At 28.5% G+C, this 21,887-nt stretch carries 18 protein-coding genes and 1 other RNA gene; 1 reads left to right on the forward strand and 18 read right to left on the reverse strand.

Translation table 11 applies throughout. From position 1 onward, the window contains the following. Positions 1-28: 28 nt before the first annotated feature. The 8 genes from ACWJKE_RS10750 to ACWJKE_RS10785 form a co-directional block, all read right to left on the reverse strand. Positions 29-1,438, reverse strand: a complete 1,410-nt coding sequence (locus tag ACWJKE_RS10750; RefSeq protein WP_462958805.1) for a serine hydrolase domain-containing protein — start codon at positions 1,436-1,438, stop codon at positions 29-31. Continuing rightward, a complete protein-coding gene (locus ACWJKE_RS10755; protein ID WP_462958806.1) occupies positions 1,419-1,967 on the reverse strand; it encodes a serine hydrolase domain-containing protein in 549 nt (182 codons plus the stop codon). The genes ACWJKE_RS10750 and ACWJKE_RS10755 overlap by 20 nt, the downstream gene beginning before the upstream one ends. Before the next feature lie 374 nt (positions 1,968-2,341). Beyond that, complete coding sequence (locus tag ACWJKE_RS10760; RefSeq protein ID WP_216302271.1) at positions 2,342-3,211, reverse strand: DUF1002 domain-containing protein; 870 nt, start codon at positions 3,209-3,211, stop codon at positions 2,342-2,344. A 252-nt stretch (positions 3,212-3,463) separates the two neighbouring features. Beyond that, entirely contained in the window at positions 3,464-3,700 is a 237-nt protein-coding gene (locus ACWJKE_RS10765; RefSeq protein ID WP_462958807.1) for a hypothetical protein, read from the reverse strand. Next, on the reverse strand, positions 3,697-5,622 hold the full coding sequence (locus tag ACWJKE_RS10770; protein WP_462958808.1) for an FtsX-like permease family protein: 1,926 nt from the start codon (positions 5,620-5,622) through the stop codon (positions 3,697-3,699). Before ACWJKE_RS10770 ends, ACWJKE_RS10765 begins: the two co-directional genes overlap by 4 nt. Continuing rightward, on the reverse strand, positions 5,609-6,373 hold the full coding sequence (locus tag ACWJKE_RS10775; protein WP_462958809.1) for an ABC transporter ATP-binding protein: 765 nt from the start codon (positions 6,371-6,373) through the stop codon (positions 5,609-5,611). The genes ACWJKE_RS10770 and ACWJKE_RS10775 overlap by 14 nt, the downstream gene beginning before the upstream one ends. Positions 6,374-6,445: 72 nt before the next feature. Beyond that, entirely contained in the window at positions 6,446-7,453 is a 1,008-nt protein-coding gene (locus tag ACWJKE_RS10780; protein WP_462952627.1) for an ATP-binding protein, read from the reverse strand. Between the two features lie 105 nt (positions 7,454-7,558). Continuing rightward, a complete protein-coding gene (locus ACWJKE_RS10785) occupies positions 7,559-8,242 on the reverse strand; it encodes a response regulator transcription factor (RefSeq protein ID WP_220287489.1) in 684 nt (227 codons plus the stop codon). A gap of 441 nt (positions 8,243-8,683) precedes the next feature. Between ACWJKE_RS10785 and ACWJKE_RS10790 the strand changes: the two genes are divergently transcribed. Beyond that, positions 8,684-9,739, forward strand: a complete 1,056-nt coding sequence (locus tag ACWJKE_RS10790; protein WP_220287491.1) for a 3D domain-containing protein — start codon at positions 8,684-8,686, stop codon at positions 9,737-9,739. Between the two features lie 115 nt (positions 9,740-9,854). On the opposite strand, the gene ACWJKE_RS10795 is transcribed toward ACWJKE_RS10790, so the two are convergent. The 10 genes from ACWJKE_RS10795 to smpB all read right to left on the reverse strand — a co-directional run bounded on the left by ACWJKE_RS10795 (position 9,855) and on the right by smpB (position 21,741). Continuing rightward, positions 9,855-11,837: an FtsX-like permease family protein gene (locus ACWJKE_RS10795; protein WP_462958810.1), complete on the reverse strand. Its 1,983-nt coding sequence runs from the start codon at positions 11,835-11,837 to the stop codon at positions 9,855-9,857. Then, positions 11,830-12,597, reverse strand: a complete 768-nt coding sequence (locus tag ACWJKE_RS10800; RefSeq protein WP_462958811.1) for an ABC transporter ATP-binding protein — start codon at positions 12,595-12,597, stop codon at positions 11,830-11,832. Before ACWJKE_RS10800 ends, ACWJKE_RS10795 begins: the two co-directional genes overlap by 8 nt. A 161-nt stretch (positions 12,598-12,758) precedes the next feature. Continuing rightward, positions 12,759-13,775 (reverse strand): sensor histidine kinase, encoded by a 1,017-nt coding sequence (locus ACWJKE_RS10805; protein ID WP_462958812.1) that lies wholly within the window; start codon positions 13,773-13,775, stop codon positions 12,759-12,761. A gap of 1 nt (position 13,776) precedes the next feature. Further along, positions 13,777-14,451, reverse strand: coding sequence for a response regulator transcription factor (locus ACWJKE_RS10810; protein ID WP_462958813.1), 675 nt, complete (start codon positions 14,449-14,451; stop codon positions 13,777-13,779). A gap of 1,085 nt (positions 14,452-15,536) precedes the next feature. Continuing rightward, positions 15,537-16,556: a sensor histidine kinase gene (locus tag ACWJKE_RS10815; RefSeq protein ID WP_216302279.1), complete on the reverse strand. Its 1,020-nt coding sequence runs from the start codon at positions 16,554-16,556 to the stop codon at positions 15,537-15,539. Beyond that, positions 16,553-17,224: a response regulator transcription factor gene (locus tag ACWJKE_RS10820; RefSeq protein WP_216302280.1), complete on the reverse strand. Its 672-nt coding sequence runs from the start codon at positions 17,222-17,224 to the stop codon at positions 16,553-16,555. Before ACWJKE_RS10820 ends, ACWJKE_RS10815 begins: the two co-directional genes overlap by 4 nt. A gap of 319 nt (positions 17,225-17,543) precedes the next feature. Beyond that, positions 17,544-19,490 (reverse strand): FtsX-like permease family protein, encoded by a 1,947-nt coding sequence (locus tag ACWJKE_RS10825; RefSeq protein WP_462958814.1) that lies wholly within the window; start codon positions 19,488-19,490, stop codon positions 17,544-17,546. Then, the gene (locus ACWJKE_RS10830) at positions 19,465-20,244 is read right to left on the reverse strand and encodes an ABC transporter ATP-binding protein (RefSeq protein WP_462958815.1); all 780 of its coding nucleotides are present in this window, start codon (positions 20,242-20,244) and stop codon (positions 19,465-19,467) included. Before ACWJKE_RS10830 ends, ACWJKE_RS10825 begins: the two co-directional genes overlap by 26 nt. Positions 20,245-20,661: 417 nt before the next feature. Further along, positions 20,662-21,015, reverse strand: a transfer-messenger RNA (tmRNA) gene (gene ssrA / locus ACWJKE_RS10835). 225 nt (positions 21,016-21,240) lie between these two features. Beyond that, positions 21,241-21,741 carry an SsrA-binding protein SmpB gene (smpB, locus tag ACWJKE_RS10840; protein ID WP_216302283.1) on the reverse strand — a complete coding sequence of 167 codons (501 nt, stop codon included), beginning with the start codon at positions 21,739-21,741 and terminating at the stop codon, positions 21,241-21,243. Between the last annotated feature and the right edge of the window lie 146 nt (positions 21,742-21,887).

The following is a 21,887-nucleotide window of genomic DNA, read 5'->3' on the forward strand; positions in this document are numbered from 1 at the left end:
CACATTTCAAAATAATTGATGTTTCAGGTTATATTTTAAATCCTAAAAAATCAAAGTAATATATGAACCATATGAAAATAAAATTAACTATAGTTATGATTGTAAAATAATTTTTTTCTGCTTTTCTTCCTCTCTTTTTAACCCAATTATATATTAAAATAATTAATCCACAAATACTTAAAACCGTTGATACTATTAGAAATCCTAAAAAAGTATAAAGTAACCATGCAAAGGTAAAATCATTAGTACTAATCATAGTCATTGCCATTATAGTTGCACCAAGCATTCCAACTACATTAAACGCACTAATAACTAAGTTTGCTGTTCTAATTAATTTTATGCCCCTACAACTTTTGCACCCTGTTTGTTTAAACCTCCTTTTTATAAACAAAACTATTGTTCCAATTATATTAATAACGAACATAATCATAGCTATAGCAAATATAGCTATATTAAAATTTACTTCATCAAAAAAACTTATCTTTTCAAATGAATTATGGCTTACATCATTAAATGCATAAGTTACTTTACCATTGTCATTTATCCTAAATGCAAAATCTCCTCGTCCATCTTCCCTTGCAAATACTCCATCTTCCTTTTCAACAAGAATTGTAGTGATTTTCTTTTTAGCAAGAGTATACTCCTTAAGAGTTAATGTACCGTCTTTATTATCTATAATTCTCATATCCATAGAAGGGTCAAATAAAAAACCAATCTTCATAATGTTACTTTTTGATATCCCATCATAGTTTCTATATGTTCCTTCATATTTACTAAAATTTTTAATTGAATTTTTCTTTATTTCATTAAACATATTATTGGTGGTAGGATAAAATTTATTTAAAAACTCTTCTTCAAAGTTAAATGGAAGTGAATTTACTGAATTGGTTGCAATATACATCCCTAAACCTTCCTTTGGCATTAAAAATAATGTAGTAGTACTACCTGATGGTAATGCACCTTCATGTTTTAATATTTCTTGTCCATTTCTATTGCTTCTTATAAATCCATAGCCCATTCCAGGTAAGCTGCTGTCATTTGAAAATTGCTTATCCTTCATTATTGTTGATGTTTTTTCATTTAAAATTTTCTTTCCTTGAAACTCTCCATTATTTAAGTGAGCTATCATAAAATTTTCCATATCTTTAACTGTTGCATTTATCCCTGAAGATCCGGAAGTATATTGATAAGCTAAAGGACTTTCATTATAGTCTCCGCCTATTCCTCCGTACCCATAACCCTTAGCTGTATTATTATTTTTTAATCTAACTAAGCTACTATTCATTTTTAATGGCTCTAATATATTTTTCTTTACATATTCTTCATAAGTAATACCAGATACCTTTTCTACAATATATCCTAGAAGGTTATACCCCTCGTTACAATATCTACTAACAGTGTTAGGCTCCCTTACCACCTTAGGAATATGGGTATCCATATTCCTGTGATTGTATGGATTTTTCATCTAAAGTAGTGCCATTAAGTTCACTAGCTTCGTCAACTCCACTAGAATGAGTTAATAAATTACCACAAGTCACTGGTTCCTTATAATTATTAATAACCTTGTAATGATTTATATACTCATTAATATTTTTTTTCAAATCTATTTTGCCTTCTTCATACAGTTGCATAATAGCTGTTGCAGTGAATAATTTACTCACTGATGCTGCTGGAAAAGTAGTCTTATCAGGATCTACTGATATTTTCTTATCTATATCACTGTACCCATACCCTTTTTTAAATACTTCTTTTCCATCCTTTACAACAGCTATAGCTGCTCCTGCAATTGAATGCTTCTCCATATTCTTCTTCAAAAAATCATCTGTGAATCGCTGTAAATTTTGACTGTTATTCACCTCTAAATGTTTCTTCTCTATTTCCTTTCCAAAACTATTACTATGTAACCCTGAGCTTATCAACATAGTACTTAATAATATTATCATAATTTTTTTTGCTTTCATCTTCATAAATTCCAACTCCTTAATTATTCTATAGTTAGATTTTATATTAAAATAAATTTTTAATTTTAACTATTTTCTTACGAAAAACTAAAGTTTATATATAAAAATATAAAACCGTACACTATTTCAGTGCACACTTTTGTTAATTAATGGAGTATTACAGACTACTATGTTTATGTTTTAAATTAAGGCATAAAAAAATCCCGAACATCTCTGTTCAGGATTTTACTGGTGGAGGCGAAGCCTGATGGGTGTAATCCACTATATAAAGGTGCCTTCCTTAAATACAGAAGACATCTCTAATAACCAGTGAACCCCTGTTACCACTTTTCAAGTCTACCTTTTTAATATTAAACTTATACCTCCCATACCCATCTCATTTATGATTTTAAACTATCTGATACTCCCTTAAAGAAATTTCCAATAGAATCACATACACTTGAGAACCAACTTTTAGCCTTATCACTCTCTAATGTATTTTTCATTGTACTAGCTACACCCTCAAGCTGTCCTTTTACTTTGCTGTAATCCAAGTTTAATTTATTTACATTTTTCATTAATCCAACAATACCACTTACATCATCTTTAGACAGATTGTAATTGTAATTATTCGTTACATTATTTACTATTTTTGTTATACCTGCCTCATTCTTAGGTTTATCTTTTATAACTTCACTCTTTACTTCATTGATTAATCCCGCTGCTTTATCTTGTCCAATTTTTTCACCTAGTTTGCCTGTAACTGCGACCTCTTCATTAGCTGTTTTCTTTGTACTTTCATCTAATTTCTTACCGTCTTTACTATTTTCAAATCCCTTTAATATGCCAGTCATAGCTGCCGTACCGGATACAGTGAATGGTGCAGAAACTTTAACATTAGCATTCTCAATTCCTGCTGTAATTAGGGCATTCTTTATCATACTAGCATTTACCCAAGTTACATTATTTGTATTGACTACTAAACCACCAGTAGTTGTTGGCTCAATATAAGAACATGATATCGCCTTATTACCTAATTGAGCTCTAGATACTGTATCTCCCAGATATTTCTTCTCTTCACTAGCTGTAACTTCAACAACACTCGCACTATTCCTATCTACATCAAAATACTTTAGCATGTTTTCTTTCTGTTGATTCGTCAAATCATCCCCTATAGTAACACTCTTATATGAATCAGCATATACATTTTTTATAGGTGTTACAAACAAACTTACTGTTAACATTACACCTAAGACTAATTTCTTATTCATTTGACAAGACCTCCATATTCCACATTATTTAACTGTTGTGACTTAGATATATTATAACCTAAACTATACTAATTTGGTAAATGGATTTTTTTCCATTGAATTGTATGAACTATAGGTCCCTTTAATACTTGGAAATTTCTTCAACATATACTCCTTCATCACTTCTAATATTGGTTGGAGAATTAAATTTAATAATTTATAGTTCTATTGCTCCCTTTGAAATCCACTACTCCGCCTTTCTTTTTAATAATATTAATTATCATATTTGCCTAAAAACTCTCGAGTTTCTTTCCCAATTTCTTTTGATTTCGTATAGAAAATATAATGTCTTCCTTCTAGATCAGAATAACTAAATTTATTATACTCCTTAAATTCATCTAAATTTTTATTCATTATATTTGTATATTTTTCATTAGGTATATCTTTCATAGATCTAATTGCAATAAATTTAAGTATTGGCAACTCCTTTGACATTTTAGTTTTATTCACTGTTTCACAACTACGCCTTCTTCATAGACCATCTTCACATAATCATTACTTATGAAAAAATAGAATAAAATCATTGTTATTGAATATAAGCATAGCGCAATTATTAACTGAGTATTAAACGAAAAATTCATTATTTGTTCTAACATCTTAATTGCAATAATACTATGCAGTATTCCTACACTACCAGGTAAAATAAATGAAATTCCAACTTGTACATGCACAGATTTCTTTACTTCCGCTTTACTCATGCCTATTTTCTTCAGTGTTTTGTACTGCTCTTTATCCATGAAGGCATCCTTTAATATTTTAAAATAAATTGTACTAAAGGTTGAAAGTATAAATATTATAGACATTATTAGCCCTAAAAAATGAAATATTTCTATTGCATAATAATCCCATGTGTATTCGTTAATATGTGGATATACCTTCTCCTTTGGCATAACTTCCCTTATATTGGATATTAATTCATCTGCCTCTTTCTCTTTACTTATTTGAACGCAATTTAAAGATGTTTCATTAAAGCCTTCCTTAACCTTTTCATATTCATCATCTTCTAAAATATATATATTTTTTGTCCCTAATTTGTCTATAATCCCAGTAAAGGGTGCATCCTCTTGTTTTTTAATTACATACTCTCTATTTTTTATTTTTATTTCTTCTTTCAGAACATTCAATGGAGATGCTAATGTTGTTGCACTTATTATAAAAACGGCCTCGCATCCCTTAGGCTTAATGCTATCTGTTACTTTATAATTTAGAAACTCTAAGTTCTTTTTTAATGTTGAATAGCTTATTATTATTGCTTCATTTTTATAATCTACTTTTCTATGATAGTTTATATAATCAATCTTTCCTAAAATAAATTTATTTTCATTAATTCCAATTAACTCATGATTAGATTCATTAATTATTCCCACTACTTTTTCTTTTAATTTTTCATCATTACTTTCATAGCTAAAACTATATGGAGATTGCTTAATAGCTTCTTTTTGTGCAACTTTCTCAAAGGATAAGCTTACTCCAAAGGCTGTTATAGCTGCTGCACATAACATTGCTGTCATAGCTAGATTACGATAATTCCCCTTTAGTCTAAAGTACATATTAGAAATACTTACTAACATAACATTCTTATATACCATGTTTTTATTTTTTATCATCTTATTAAAGACTATGGACATGAAACTTCCAAAGAAAAAGTATGTACCTATTGAAACACATAATAGCGCTGTCATAGATGAAAACAGCAAATCTAGCTCCCATCTTTTAATCATAATGCCAACTAAGTAACCAGCTAAAATTAATAGAACCCCTAAGATACCCTTAAAATATCTTAACTTTGGTAGTTCTTCTTTTTTCTTTGTAGCATTAATCATATCTATGAGTTTACTTTTCTTTACTACTCTAAATTTTTTATAACCTAATATTGCAAAAATACATGAGAATACTAACATTACTATAAAGACAGCATTTAATGAAATTTTGAAAGGTATTTCTACATTTAAAAATATGGATTTTGCGAGTAGCATAAAAAATAGTTTAGATAAGGTTACTCCAAATATAAGTCCACTACATATAGATGTAGCTCCAAGTAATAAACTTTCTATTGCAAATACTTGTCCAATTTTTGATTGGGTAATTCCCATTAACATATACAAGGCAGTCTCCTTTTGCCTATTTAATAAGAAAAATTTATCTGCATTAAATATAAAATATACTACTGTACATACTAAAATAAATCCACATGAAAGACTTGCTACACTTGCTGCCTGAAACCTTTCACTAATTGCAATAAATGCCTCATTGTCTCCTATTGCTAAAAAGTTATAGAAAGTTGCAACCGATACAATTGTAATAAGCAAATAAAGTTTATATACCTTTATGTTATCCTTAAAAAGCATCAATGATAGTTTAAATGAGTTCATCACTAACTCCTCCCATCATAGCTATCATATTAAGAATCTTTTTAAACATGTCACTTTTATCTCCATTGCTATCTAATTCACCACTTATACTTCCGTCCTTCAAAAACATCACTCTATCTGAATAGCTTGAAGCCCTAGCATCATGAGTTACCATTATAATCGTAGTATTACAACTTTTATTTATATTTACAAAGCATTCAAGAACTTCTATAGCTGATTTAGAATCTATTGCACCCGTTGGTTCATCTGCAAAAATCACCTTTGGAGATGTAATTAATGCTCTACAAATTGCTGCTCTTTGCTTTTGGCCCCCTGATAATTGATAAGGATATTTATCCAGATGCTTTTCTATGCCTAAGAGCTTTGTTAGTTTATTAATCTTTTCTAATATTGTCTCTACCTTTTCATTGTTTAGTGTTAATGGCAATGCAATATTATCTCTTATTGTCATATTATCTAACAAATTAAAATCTTGAAAAACAAAACCTATTACATCTCTCCTAAACCTAGCTAATTCATTTTCTTTTAGCCTGTTCACATCTTTACCATCAATTAAAACCTCTCCTGAAGTTGCTTTGTCTATCGTTGACATGACATTTAAAAAGGTAGTTTTTCCTGAACCTGAAGGTCCCATTATACTAATAAATTCACCTTCATTAATTTCTAAATCTACTTCCTTTAATACTTTATGTTTATTAGTTAACCTTCCATATTCTTTAATTAACTTCGATACCGCTACAATTTTATTCATATTATCACCTCGTATCTATAGTATAATTTATATCTGATTACTCCTCCACCTATCAAGGTTACAAATTAGGTTCTAATGTGACATTGGTGTAACATTGTAGTAATCTGCTAACTTGTAAAAACTTAGAATAAATTCAGTGTACTCTGCCTCTTCACTTTCTACCTTCAAATCTATATTTAAATTATTACACATTTTTTTTGTATAATATAAACCAATACCAGTTGATTTAGTTCTTGACCTTCCATTTTTCCCAGTGAATCCTTTATTAAATATTCTTTTTATATCTTCTCTAGGAATACCAATCCCATTATCTTTAATATGTAAATAATAAGCCTTGCTATCCTCTTTACTGAAAATATGTAATTGTCCATTTTCATTAGTATACTTACTACTATTATTAATAATTTGAGAAAGGATATAGTGAATCCATTTTCTATCACTTATTATATTAAACCCTTCAACCTCTAATATTATTTCAATGTTTTTGTTTATGAAAAATCCTGCATTCTCTTTTATTGCCTTTCTAATTTCATCTCCTACTGCTACTTGCTCACTTTTTACATCTAAATTATAATTATTTGCCCTTGTAACATATAGCACTTGATTTACACTAAACTCCATTTGTTTTATTTCAAATATTACCTTTTGCGACTCATCCTCTTCCAAGTCTTCTAATAATAGGTAAGCAACAGCAATATTAATTTTAATATCATGAACCCATCTTGTAATATAATCCTCAAAATCATTTATATTGTTTTTTAAACTTTCTTCCTTTTTTAGATGTTCTAGACTTTGTTTTTTTAATATATTTGAAAATACATTTAAATGAAAATCATTTATTTTATTATCTAATTCCTCATTACACTTTAAAATATTACTGTATTTATTTTTTTCTTTTATAAATCCATAAGTAAAAGCTATAAATACTGTTAATAAAATAAGTATATCCATGTACATAATATCTTGAAAACTCTTATTTATAGTACTACTGCTATATAATATACAATTAATTATTATAAAAATTATTGTATTGCTTATTAACCATATTTTATTAATCTTCATATAATCAATTATCTTCATCTATCATTTCCCCCTTTTTATCCTTCATATAAATAACTATATCTTTCTTGTATCTTAAGAAAAAGTCAACCATCTAGAATTTTCATCCAAACAGTTGACTTAATATCATAATATTATATATCCAATGCCTTTTTGTGTTATTATTAAATCTTTTATTCCAATTTGCTCTATGCGGTTTCTTAATCTATTAATATTAACAGTTAAAGTATTCTCATTAACATATATATCATCATCCCAAAGCTTTTTCATTAGTTTACTTCTAGAAACTCCTTTTCCCTTATTCTCTATGAGAGAATGCAAAATGATTATTTCATTTTTTGTAAGTTCTAAGGAATTTCCATTATATAAAAGAGTTGTGTTGTCTAAATTTAATAATAAATCATCACATTTTAATACTCTTGTTTCTTCATTTTTATACTCATATGTCCTTCTTATAATAGCTTGTAGTTTTGCAATTAACACATTTGAATCAAAAGGTTTTTGAATATAATCATCTCCACCACTATTAATTGCCATTACTATATCCATATTACTATCCCTTGAAGATACAAATATGATTGGTGTTTTAGATATTTCTCTTATATTTTTACACCAATAAAAGCCATCACAAATTGGAAGGTTAATATCCATAAGAACCACCTTAGGTTCACATTCTTTAAAGCACTCTATTATTTTTTCAAAATCTTCACATACGGTTACTTCAAATCCCCATTTACTTAGAATATTATTTAACACTTCACACATGTTTTTATCATCTTCAATTATCAATAATTTATATGTATTATTCATTTCAACGCCCTAACCCATCCTAATTTATTCCTTTGTCTATTATACAATTTTGTTCTTGAGCTATTGTTATTATACCATCTTTCCTCCCAAAAACAAAAGATAGTTATCTCTTGAAATATAAAAGCCCCCGACAACTATATCACTGTCCATTGGAAGAAGTGAATGATATAAGTAAAAAGTTTGCATAAAGATTAGAAATAATTGTATAATAAATTGTAGGAATAGTTTGTCCTAATTGTGGTTGTGTAATTTTCTATATTGATAACCATATAGAATGGTGTCAATTTTATATATATTATTGTCTAACATAGCCTAAAATTTAAAAGAGGTATTAATTAGCCTTTTTTTAACCATATTCACTTTGCAACATAATTCTTTACAACATTATAATATAATAAAAAATATTATTAATATTTATAGCTATTTTAAGGAGGTTCATGTATGAAAAAAAAAATAATATCTGTTGTTATGATGCTAACAATAACTATCAATGTCAATACTTTTGCTGCGCCAAGTACTAATGAAACATCTGAATTAGAACAAGTTCAAAGCAGCAAAAAAGCTTTACAGATAAAAGCAAATAATTTTGACATTGAAATTGATAAAGTATTAAATAAAATTGACATTAACAAAGCTAAAATGAATGACATCGCTCAAGATATAAGAAAAACGCAAACTAAATTAGAAATTGTAGAAAAAAACGCTATCGATCAAGAAGCCTTGTTTGAAAAAAGAGCAAGAGCTATGTATATAAATGGTTCAGATGGTTATCTTAAGGTAATTCTAGATTCAACTAGTTTTAGTGATGTTATATCAAGGGTAGATACACTTGAAAGGATAATAAAGCATGACAGAAAACTCATTGATGAAATAAAAAAACAAAGAAATTCTATAATAAAACATAAAGCCACTTTAAATAATGAAAATGATAAATTATCAGTGCTAAAAACAAATAATGAAATTATTCTAACAAAATTAAGTAAAGACATAAAAGAACACAAGGTGCTTATTAGCAACGTAACTAAAAAAGAAACTAAATTAATCGCTGACAAAAATGCAAAAGAATTAGCTGATGCGAGAATAAAAGAATTAGCCGCTGCAAAAATAATAAAAAAGCAAGCAGCAACAAATTCCATTACTATATCTAGACACTTAGATTCTGCTAAAAGTGCACCCTCTAAATCTGATGCTATCCCTAGTGATGCATCAAAATCAAATAACTACTTCATTATAGAATCGACCGCATATTCAACGGATGGTTTTACAGCATCAGGTTCTAGGACAAGCAGAAATCCAAATGGATACAGCACTATAGCTGTGGACCCTACAGTTATACCAACGGGCTCTAAGGTTTATATAGAAGGCTACGGATATGCTATTGCATCAGATACTGGTTCCGCTATTAAAGGTAATATCATCGATGTATTTTTTAATACAGAAGCTGAAGCACTTAATTGGGGCCGAAGAAATGTAAACATCCGTATAATAAATGACTAATAAAGAGGGTGTAAATTGTTTTAATTGAGCCCACTTAATTAGACATTACTCTAAAAAACGAGTTATTTCTAAGCCACATTCCTATATTCTATAGGGGTGTGGTTTTTTAATTTTCCTAATTTTCTTGCTGAACAATATTATAGTAAGTCTTAGCTGTCAATCCATAAACTACAGCGTATAACACTGCAAAGATTACAACTGTGCCAGCTATTGCAAATATTAATGCACTAGTACTAAATAGACCAAACAAAGATAATAGTTTGGATACAACGTTGAAAGCAACGGCAATGTGGAGTGCTGCTACTGCTAGTGGAAGGAAAAACACCATAAGTATTTGCTTGTTTATAGTATTTTTAACCTCTTTCTTGCTCATACCTACCTTTTGCATGATTTTAAATCTTTCCCTATCATCATACCCTTCAGACATTTGCTTATAGTAAATTATTAAAACTATTCCCATTGTAAATAATAGTCCTAAAAAACATCCAATAAATATGAACCCACCATTATCTATATAAAAATCTTCTCTAGCTGTATAAATACTTGCAAAATCACTATCTTTCATAGCAGTTATATGGCTTTTTAATGAATCACAAAATTTTATAGTATCCTCTTTATTACCATCGACATCAAATTTAATACGATCATTAGTAAATACACATCCTGTAACATTTTTTTCTTCAGAGGTATCCTTTAATGTATTCATATCCTTAACTATAATTCTATATTCATCTATCATGTTATTTTTATTTTTATTCGCTATCTTTATTTTATTAAGATGCTCTTTCACTTTAAACTTTTTACCACTTATAACAATAGAATCATAATTAAATTCCTTCCCAACTGAAAAGATGAGTACCTCATTATCTTTTAAAGATGCAGCTTTGCCTTCCATTTTGTTATAATCCTCTAAAGTATTAAGATGTATACTTTTTATATCACTCATAGCCGATACATCTGATTTAGCAATTTTGAATGAATTTTCATTTTGTACTGTCATTAATTCTTTATCGTAAAATTCTATTTGGTTTTTTAGTGTTACATGACTCTTATTGGCTTCTTCTTTTATCATATTTGCTACTTTGTCCTTTTCTTTTGCTGATGTATTTCCTATAGATATTGCTACATCTAATGGATAAGCAATTTTTAAGCTGCTTTCTTGACCCGCATATAAAGCAACAGTTGTTGATATTGTTAGTAATACCGCTGTACTTAAAATGCAAATATTAGCCAGACCTACAGCATTTTGCTTCAAACGATAAATCATTCCAGATACTGAAACAAAATTCTTTGTTTTGTAGAAAAATTTCTTATTTTTCTTTAATATCTTCAAAAATGCTATGCTTCCAGCTATAAAAGTACTATAGGTTCCAGCAATGACTAAAATTACTGCTATAAAAAATATATAAAATGCTTCTAATGGTGATTCTAAATTAATGGCAAGACCATACCCAACAGCTAATTCAATAATCCCAGAAATAGCTAATACCCAAGATGTCTTTGGCTCTTTTTCGCCCTTTTGACCACCTTTTAGTAATTCAATAGGATTGGTAAGCTTAACTTGTAGAAGATTTACTATTAAAATAGCTGCAAAAACCATACTAAACAATCCTATAGTTTGTATTATTGCTGGCACTGATATTGAAAATGAAGATGAAATAGTAATATCCAGTTTCATTAAATTTATTAATATTAAAAACATTAATTTTCCAACTATAATTCCACCTAAAATACCTAAAACTAAGCTAATAGCAGCTACTATTACGGTTTCAATAGAAAGAACCTTGGCAATATGCTTTTTTTCCATTCCAAGCACATTATAAAGCCCTATTTCCTTCTTTCTTCTCTTTATTAAGAAACTATTAGTATAAAATAGAAATACTGTAGAAAATATAGCAATGACCTTAACTGCAAATTTCAGAATCATTTTTAATGTTTCTGGCCGTTTCATCTTATCTAATCCTTCGTTTAATACTATACAATCCATGGTGTAGAACATGATAATTGCACTTATACAAGCTAATATGTATGGCAAATAAGTTTTGCTATTTTTCTTTAAATTAGTCTTAGCAAATTTTAAATAAAAGGAACTATTCATTTTCACTGCCTCCTGTAGTTAACAGAGTTAGTGTATTTGAAATCTTTTGATACATTTCATCATTACTCATATCTCCACGATAAATTTGATTAAAGAGCTTTCCGTCCTTTATAAAAAGTACACGACTAGCATGGCTTGCAGCTATTGTACTATGTGTAACCATAAGAATAGTTTGACCAGATTTATTTATAGCTGAGAATAATTTCAGAATCTCACCTGCGGACTTTGAATCTAATGAACCCGTTGGCTCATCTGCAAGAACTAATTTTGGATTTGTAATAATAGCTCTGGTTATTGCTGCCCTTTGCTTTTGTCCTCCTGATATTTCATAGGGATATTTTTCTAATATATCTTTGATTCCTAGCTTATTTACAATTGGTTGTAGTCTGCTATCCATTTCTTTATAGTCTTTTCCTGATAACACTAGTGGAAGGAATATATTATCCTTTATAGAGAATGTATCAAGTAAATTAAAATCTTGAAACACATAACCTAAATGATTTCTACGGAAGGCAGATATTTCACTTTCCTTTATGTTAACAATATTTTTTCCTTCTAATAAAACTTCTCCACTTGTAGGTTTATCAAGTGATGCCAATATATTAAGCAATGTAGTTTTACCTGATCCTGATTCTCCCATAATAGCTATATATTCACCAGCTTCTACTGAAAATGAAACATCATCTAAAGCTTGAACCTTATTACCCCCAAATCTTGTTGAATATATCTTCTTTAAATTTTTAACTTCTACTAATACCATGTTGACCCCTCCAATTTTTACTTTCGGAAATTGATTTATGTTATTTCCTAACTACAAATTAATTATATAAAAAAAAGGAATGCTCTGCCTTAACTTAAGCTTACACTTCCTTATTTAACCTTACATTTATGTAAGGTTACTCTTTACCCCTCTGTGTAAGGCTAGTCTATATTTATTTTATCTGTATAAAAATCAATAGCTACCTTTGTTCCTTTTCCTATTTCTGAGGTCATAAATATTTTATGAGACAGTTTTGTAATAATTTCCTTACATAAATATAATCCTATTCCTGTTGATTTTTTGTCCATTCTGCCATTATACCCTGTAAAACCTCTTTCAAAAACTCTTGGAATATCTTCAGTTGCTATACCTATGCCAGTATCCTCAATTATTAAGGTTTTCTCTAAATCCCCCTCTATATAAATCGAAATGCTGCCGCTTTTTGTATACTTTAATGCATTAGATAAAATTTGTTCTAGCACAAAGGTAATCCATTTTTCATCAGTTATTACCTTGCAATCAAACTCCTTAAAGTTTAGTGAAATCTTCTTATATATGAAAGTAGCCGCATATTTCTTCACGGTTTGACGAATAATGTCATGTAATGAATATATCTCTAATTTTAAGTCAGAGGACAAATTCTCTAGCCTTATATAATGCAACACCATCTCTACATATTGTTCAATTTTAAATAGCTCCTGCTCCATAAGTTTTTTTTCTATACCTGACTGCATAGACTGAATAATCATAGAAAAAGCAGCAATAGGGGTCTTTATTTGATGTGCCCACATTGTATAATAATCAACCATCTCACTTAATTTATTGTCAGTGTTATATAATACTTCTGATTTCCCCTTATATATAGTTGTAATAATACTCTGGTAGTCTTCTTCTATTAATGTCTTAGCCTTTGGTAGCTTATCCAGTTTAAATTGTATCCCACTGAGAATATCTTGAAGAATCATATGCTTATCATAATATACACTAAAATCATAAAGGTTAAATAAAAAAGCTAATGTAGCTGATAGTAAGGTTGCATATAAAATAGGCTCTAATGGAAGATGATATAAAAAATATACCATGAAAAATATCATTATAAAAATAAAAAATTTAATAATTGTTTTTATTTTATCCTTGCAATAGGAAATTGCGATAGTCCAAAGATAATTTTTTTTCATCTTAATCACCCACTATATATCCTATGCCTTTTTTTGTCTTAATAAAATCCTTAAGCCCTATATCCTCCAGCCTTTTTCGAAATCTAGTGACATTAACCGTTAAAGTATTATCATCAATAAAACTATCACTTTCCCACAGCTTCCTCATAATATCATCACGGGAAACAACCTTGTTTTTGTTTTCTAAAAGAATCTGTAATATCTTGAACTCATTTTTACTTAAATCCAGCTTATCATTCTTATAGGTAAGAGTCAGCTCTCCTAAATTAAGAACAGCTCCATCACTTTCTAAAATGTTTACTTGTCCTTGAAAAGAATAAGTCCTCCTGAGTAAGGCCTGTATCTTTGCAACTATTACATTTAGATCAAAAGGCTTAGCAATAAAATCATCAGCGCCCATATTAATAGCCATAATCAAATTCATATTATCACTGGCGGAAGACGCAAAAATTATTGGAATCCTTGATATTTTCCTAATTTCCATGCACCAGTGAAATCCATTATAAAAAGGCAATGTAATATCCAAAATCACCAGCTGCGGATCATATTTTATAAATTCATCTATAACATTATTAAAATCAGAAATAATTTCTGCCTCGTAACCCCATTTGCACAATTGATTCTTTAATATACTTGATATAGTTGGGTCATCTTCTACAATTAATATTTTATACATATTCATCACCCTTTGCCATTATTTATCCATGTATTTACTATACTAAATGTCATATGCATTTCAGTCAAGTTTTTCCAAAGTGTCACATGTAATTTTTCACAAATATATAATTGATGGAGCTACCCTCACCCATCAAAAAATATAACCGCCTGTAGGCAGCTATTTAAGCCACCTACAGGCGGTTGTGAATATGTATGATAGAGGCGAAGCACGCCCTTTAAAATCCACCATTATAATTATTGATAATTTTGTGTGCTATATAAAGACCTAACCCAAAATGATTTTTATAATCTTCCTTTTGGTAAAATGCCTTAAATAATTTAGATATATTTTTTGACATAGACTTATATAATTTAGAGGTAAATAAAAATAAATATAATAGAAAATATATAATAGGAAAAACTAAAACTAATACGTATTAAAGAGTTGCTATCCTATTTATAGTTATTTGAGGTTTTGCAGTGAACAGAAAAAAACAACCACATAAATGACAATTCTCTCTTCTTTTATCTTTCATTTTATCGCCATTCTTCCTAAATATCTGAACTCTTTGCTATATAAGTTTGACCGAGCTTGTTATTGAATGAATTCTAAAAATTAATGGACCTTATTTTTTTATATGTTTAGTTTTATAAGTCCTCTTCTCCCTCTACCACTATGACCATTATCTATGTATTTCTATCTATCCAATCCGTATTTTATGTCTAGAATATTCAATATGCCTTGAATTGTTTCTTGGACCTCCTGTGGCACAACTTTAAGCCTTCCTTTTCATTCAAATAACCAACTTCTAACATCGTTGCTACCTCCCTTAGAATAAAAATACTCTTACCATATTTTTAAGGTAAGAGTCATCATGACTATAATATATATTTGAAGCTAATATTTAATACTTTAAATCTAGGTTATTCATAAATTAAAAAATTATTTATAATTCTATTCTTAACTCAACATCAGCTTTAATAAATCCATTTTATGTAAACGCATACTCCCCTTGAGTGTGTTTTGATAAAAAGATACAAAAATAACGGGATTAGCCCCCTATTTTAGAAACATGAACTCTTATAGATTTTAATAATTTATCCTTAGTCATATGTAGAATTTGCCATACTAGACAAAGGAAATATTAATGTAACTTTAGTTCGTTTATTCTCCTCAGAATCAATAGTAATTTTTAAGCCCAGTTTTGAACATAGTTTTTCACATAAATACAATCCCATTCCTGTACTTTTACTAAATTTTCTTCCGTTTTCACCAGTAAATCCTTTTTCAAACACTCTATTTATATCTTTATCTATTATACCTACCCCATTATCCTCTATGGTTAACATTACTGAATTAGCTTTCTTAATTGAATATATACTTATTATGGGCTCTTTACTACTTGAGTACTTTATAGAGTTTCCTATTATCTGATTAATAATAAATTCAGTCCATTTCTTATCACTATATACAATTTCATTTATATCTTTTATATCTAATTTTATTTTCTTATGAATAAAATCTCTATAATTTCCTTTAACTACATTCCTTACTACATTATCAAGATTAATTTGTTTTATAATATAGTCTTTACTAACATCATCGCTTCGAGAATAATAAAGCACCTGTTCTATAAAACCCTCAATTCTATTTATCTGGAAGTCTATTTTATTAGTTACTTCATCTTGATTATTTTCAATTATTAGCTTTGTAGAAGCTATTGGTGTTTTAATTTCATGTACCCATGTCTCTATGTATTCTCTATATTCCGCCTGTATACCCTTGTAATATTTTACATTTTCGTGCATATCGCGGCTTATCTCTTTAAGTATAGAATTTAATTTTTTCGCTTGTATAAATTTCGCTTCTTTTATTACCACTGGAAGTAGATATTTCTTATCTAAATTTTCTAATATGTTATTAATTTCATCATAATAATTTTTAAATTTTATAAACTCTAAAGCCATATAAGAAATTAATGGCAAAAACCAAATACAAAAAACATATAAAATTATAACGAAATTAACATTAATAATAATCATTATAGTTGCTAATATAATAAATAGCAGCATGTTAGATATTATTACTAGCATTTTCTCTTTAATAAATTCACCTATACTCATGGTATTATATACCCTAACCCTCTTCTTGTTTCTATTGGATTTTCTATGCCTATCTCTTCAAGTTTTTTTCTTAATCTATTAATATTAACAGTTAAGGTACTATCATCTACAAAATAATCTGATTTCCATAGATATTCCATAAGCGAATCTCGTTTTACTATATCTCCCTTATTGTTTATTAAGTAAGAGAATATCTTAACCTCATTTTTCGTTAATTCCAAGCATTTATCCTTATAAATAACCGTTGCATTTAAAAGATTTAAATTAAAATCTTTATAGCTTAATATATTATTAGTTTTTGAACTTCCACCTGTTCTTCTTAAAATATTAGTTATCCTTGCTAATAATATTTCTATATTATAAGGCTTTGTTATAAAATCATCTGCTCCTAAATTCATACTCATTAATTCATCTAAGTCACTATCTCTACTTGTAACTATTATAATTGGAACCCCTGAGGTTTTTCGTATTTCTCTACATATATAATAACCATCAAACACTGGAAGATTAATATCTAACAATATAAGTTCTGCATTCTCATTTTCAACATATTGTATTATATTATTAAAATTCATAGGAGCTTTTACTTCGTATCCATATCTTTTTAAAAAATTTTGTAATTCTTCTCTTATAACTTCATCATCTTCAATAATAATAATTTTTTCCATATGTACTCTTACCTCCTGCTTATTTTATTCTGTACCCTAATATCATAACATATTCCAAATTTTATAAAATATAAGACTTCCTATATATCTTAAATATTAAAGTACATATTCAGCTCTATCCACTCTTAATCGGGACTTTCACCCGTTAGCTTGTGGCCATTTTGAGAGCTCCTTAAAGAGGTACTTACTTTTCAGCAAATACCTCTTTAATTTATTACTTACTTTATTTTTAAACTTTAATAATTAAACTTTAATAATAATCACGCTCCTTATTAATCAGCTTCGTTGCTGAATATTAACATTTTTTTGTAAAATCCCTTTATAGATTATTCCTAACAATATTTTTATATCCTACATATGTTGTATAGAAGTATCCTGCATAAATTACAATAAATATTAAAGCTGTTACTAATGCTGAAGAGTTAATCTTTGTTTCTTGTAAGCTATTTAATAAATCGCTAGTTACCTTAATTCCAACCACTGAATGAATTAACGCAAGACTAACTGGAAGACTAAAATATATCAATGTTTGAACAAAAATTGTTTTATCTATCATTTTTTCGTTTGCACCAAGTCTCCTTAAAGCTTTATATCTTTCTATACTGTCACTAGCTTCTGATAATTGTTGAAGAGCGAGTACTGCCATGCTAGTTATTAAAAATACAATGCCTAAATATATTACGGTAAATATTAATACATTTGTTGTTACCATATTTTCTGAATAAACCCCATCCTTTGAGATACCGAGTATAGAACTACCTTTACCATTGTCCTCGCGTTTTTGATATTTTTTATTATATTTTTCTCTATTTTTATCTAAATAATTTACATTAAGTACTGAGCAAGTACTTTTGTAACCTGATAAAAACTCATCATTTATAATTATTATAAAAAAACTAGTTGTAAAATAAGCAGTTTGAAGATTTTCTTCTATAGCTTTAGGGTTTTTTATTAGATATTCTTTCCCTTTAATGTTAATTCTATTATTACTATTTATTATTTTTTTATTTATTGGTTTCATAAACTTATCAGTATTTGATAAAATTAAAACTTCATCCTTAGTTAAATTTACTTCTTTTTCATTCTTAAATTTTAAAATTTTATTATAATCAGATAGTTTAACAAATTTTACATAGTCTTCTTTAAAATCTCCTGTTGTTAAAAACTCACTAGCTTTCATACCTGTAACATATTCATTATGAGCTACGGATTTTTCATTTTTACTTATTTTCAAATTAATTTTATTTAAAACATCTTCTATGTTGTAGACTCCATCCTTATTTGTTACTGATATGCTGGCATCAAAGGGCATTGACTTTTTAATTCCTGCATCCATAACTGTTTTAAAGCCTATTCCCATAGATAAACTTACTATTGTGAAGAATAACATTAAGCAAATTAAAGACATTGATATGAAGTTTGTATTAACTTTACTATTTATCTGTTTTACTACAAATATATTTAACCCTTTAAAATAAACCTTTTTATTTTTCTTTACTACATATAATATAAGTCCAGATAAACTAAAGAAAAATAACACTGTACCTAATATTCCCAAAGCTATTGATATTAAGAACATAGGGTCTAGTACATTTAAACCTACTTTTAGTATTGATTTATATGCAAACCCAAGTGATCCTACGCATAAAATAAATGCTATTAAATATATAGTAGAATTTTTGAATTTAACATCTTGATTTTTTTTACCTGCTGTTAATAAATCGATTATCTTGTATTTAGATATAACAAATACATTAAATATCATAACAAGTAAAAACATGATTCCAAAGTATAATACAGTTTTACCTATTGCACCTGTTGAAACTGCAAACTTATATTCATTAATCGGTACATCAAATAACTTTAATGCAAAGGTGGATAATCCTTGTGATGCTCCAATTCCTAGTATAAGTCCACTAATTAAAGATATAACTCCAACTAGAAAAGTCTCCATTACTAATATTATAGATATTTTTCTTTTCCCCATACCTAAAGTCATGTATATTCCTAATTCTTTTTTACGTTTTTTTATCAAGAAATTATTTGCATATAATATTAAACTACCTAATATTATGGATATAAATACTGACACATAAGACATAACTTTCATTATTTTAGATACAGATTTCATTTGTATAAGTGCCTTTTGTGACCCAATTGAGTTGAAGCTATAAAATATACAAACTGCTAAAGTTAGTGTTAAGAAATATATAGCATAGTCCTTAAAACTCTTCTTTACATTACCTACAGCTATTTTGGAATACATTATCATCACCTCCAAGTAGAGTTATAACTTCTATAATTTTATTAAAGAATTCTTTTCTAGTATCCTTACCTCTGACTACCTCACTAAAGATTTTTCCATCTTTAATAAAAAGGATTCTATGAGCATAGCTTGCTGTAAAAGCATCATGGGTAACCATAAGTATTGTGGTCTTTAAATCTTTGTTTAGACTTTCTAATTTTTCAAGTAATAATCTAGCTGTTTTAGAATCCAGCGCCCCTGTTGGTTCATCAGCAAGTACTAAGGATGGCTCTGTTACTATTGCTCTTGCAGAAGCAACTCTTTGCTTTTGTCCACCTGACATTTGATAAGGATATTTATTTAGTTCTGGTTCAATGTCTAAATATTTTGCTACTGATTTTATTTTCCCATCTATTTCTGAACTTTTCTCACCTTTTATTGTTAATGCTAAAGCTATATTTTCATAAGCAGTAAGGGTATCTAGTAGGTTAAAATCTTGAAATATAAAACCTAACTCATTTTGTCTAAACTTATCTAATGCTTTTGATTTCAACCTAGTAATATCACTATTATTTATTATTATTTTCCCTGTAGTGACATTATCAATAGTTGATATACAATTAAGCAATGTTGTTTTACCACTTCCTGAAGGTCCCATTATCCCAACAAACTCACCCTCATCTACCTTAAAACTGATACTGTCTATAGCCTTTGTTACATTATCTTTATTTCCATAATACTTTTCAATTTTTTCTACACTTAATATATTTTTCATTTATAACCCTCCCTTTATTTTAAATTTAATTGTTCTAACTCCATCTGATGTACTTATTATATATAATTTTATTTGCAGCAGCCATCGATGTATATTTCATTAACATTACATTTTTGTTATGTTAACATAAGTTTGATTATTTCAATGATAAAAAACCGCAAAAAAATTTTTTCGGACACTTTAAGTCTGAGGACACATAAAACACACTTCAATATTTACTTTAAAACCTTCAAAGCCTTTGATATTAGCTTATTTCTTTACTATCTTCACCTCCGTCTCCACATGGTCTGTATATGGAAACATAATTTATTTAAGTTTTTGTCTTCTTTTTCGAATTCACACTTCATTATACTAATCCAACTAAATTAGGGCATAAGAAAACCCACAACTAATTTATTAATTAGTTGTGGGTTTTACTGGTGGAGGCGAGGGGTGTCGAACCCCTGTCCGAAAGCCATAACACCTAGGCATCTACGAGCGTAGTCAGTACTTTAAAATTCCCGTCTCCTAACCCCTACTGACGGGGTTTAGGTTCCGGTAGCTTCATATTTTCCGTTCCTGGGTCAAAGCTTTCCCAAGCTCGGTTCACCGCTGTCGGCGCCCTATCCTAAGTCGCGGTATTCAAAGGTAAGACGTAGCAGAACTAAGCTGCTAGTGCTAAATTATCGTTTGCGTTTAAATTGTTCCAATAGTTTTTTAACGCGGGTCCATAGGTTCCCTCGGCTCGCTTCCTCGATGCAACGTACCCCCGTCGAAACCAAGTACGCCCCCTAATATGTCAAAAGATTAAACTAAAATCTTTTGTACTACAATAATATATAACTATTATTGCATGTAATTACGCAAATTTAAATTATTAAATTTTTATGACCCATAAATTAATTAGATATCAACTGCTAATCTAATTTCTTGTTACTTACTATAAACCTAATGATACACTATATTATATCCTTTATCAAGTGCTAATATCATGGAATGTATGTGCATTATTGCTAGTTATCTCATTCTCTCTTTTATCTGCCTATCCATGTCTCTCTTAGCATCTTTTTCTAGCATCGCATCTCTCTTATCATAGTCTTTCTTACCGCGAACAATACCAAGATTAACTTTTACCTTAGTATCCTTAAGATATAGGGATAATGGAACTAGTGTAAAACCCTTTTGAGCCGTAAATGATGCTAGTTTATTTATTTGCTCTTTATGAAGCAATAATTTTCTTACTCTTAAAGGATCAGTGTTAAATTGATTCCCATTTTCGTAATGACTAACATGCATATTTTTTATAAATACTTCACCATTTATAACATCTGCATAAGCATCTTTTAAGTTCGCTTTTCCAGATCTAATAGACTTTACTTCTGTACCAACAAGCGCTATACCAGCTTCCATTGCTTCTTCTATAAAATAATCATGTCTTGCTTTCCTGTTTTCTGCTAGTGTTTTGTTTTCCGATTTCTTTGCCACAATTTCACCTGCTTTATTCTTATTAATATACATAAGAACACATTATATATATTATGTATAATACATATTATTATACTATACTATGTATTCTTTTTCAAGAAATGCATGGATTATTTTTACAATATATCTTTTAAATATAATACACAGAAGAAGCTATTAACCTCTTCTGTGTATTTTAA

The sequence above is a fragment of the Clostridium sp. CM036 genome (genome assembly GCF_055081135.1).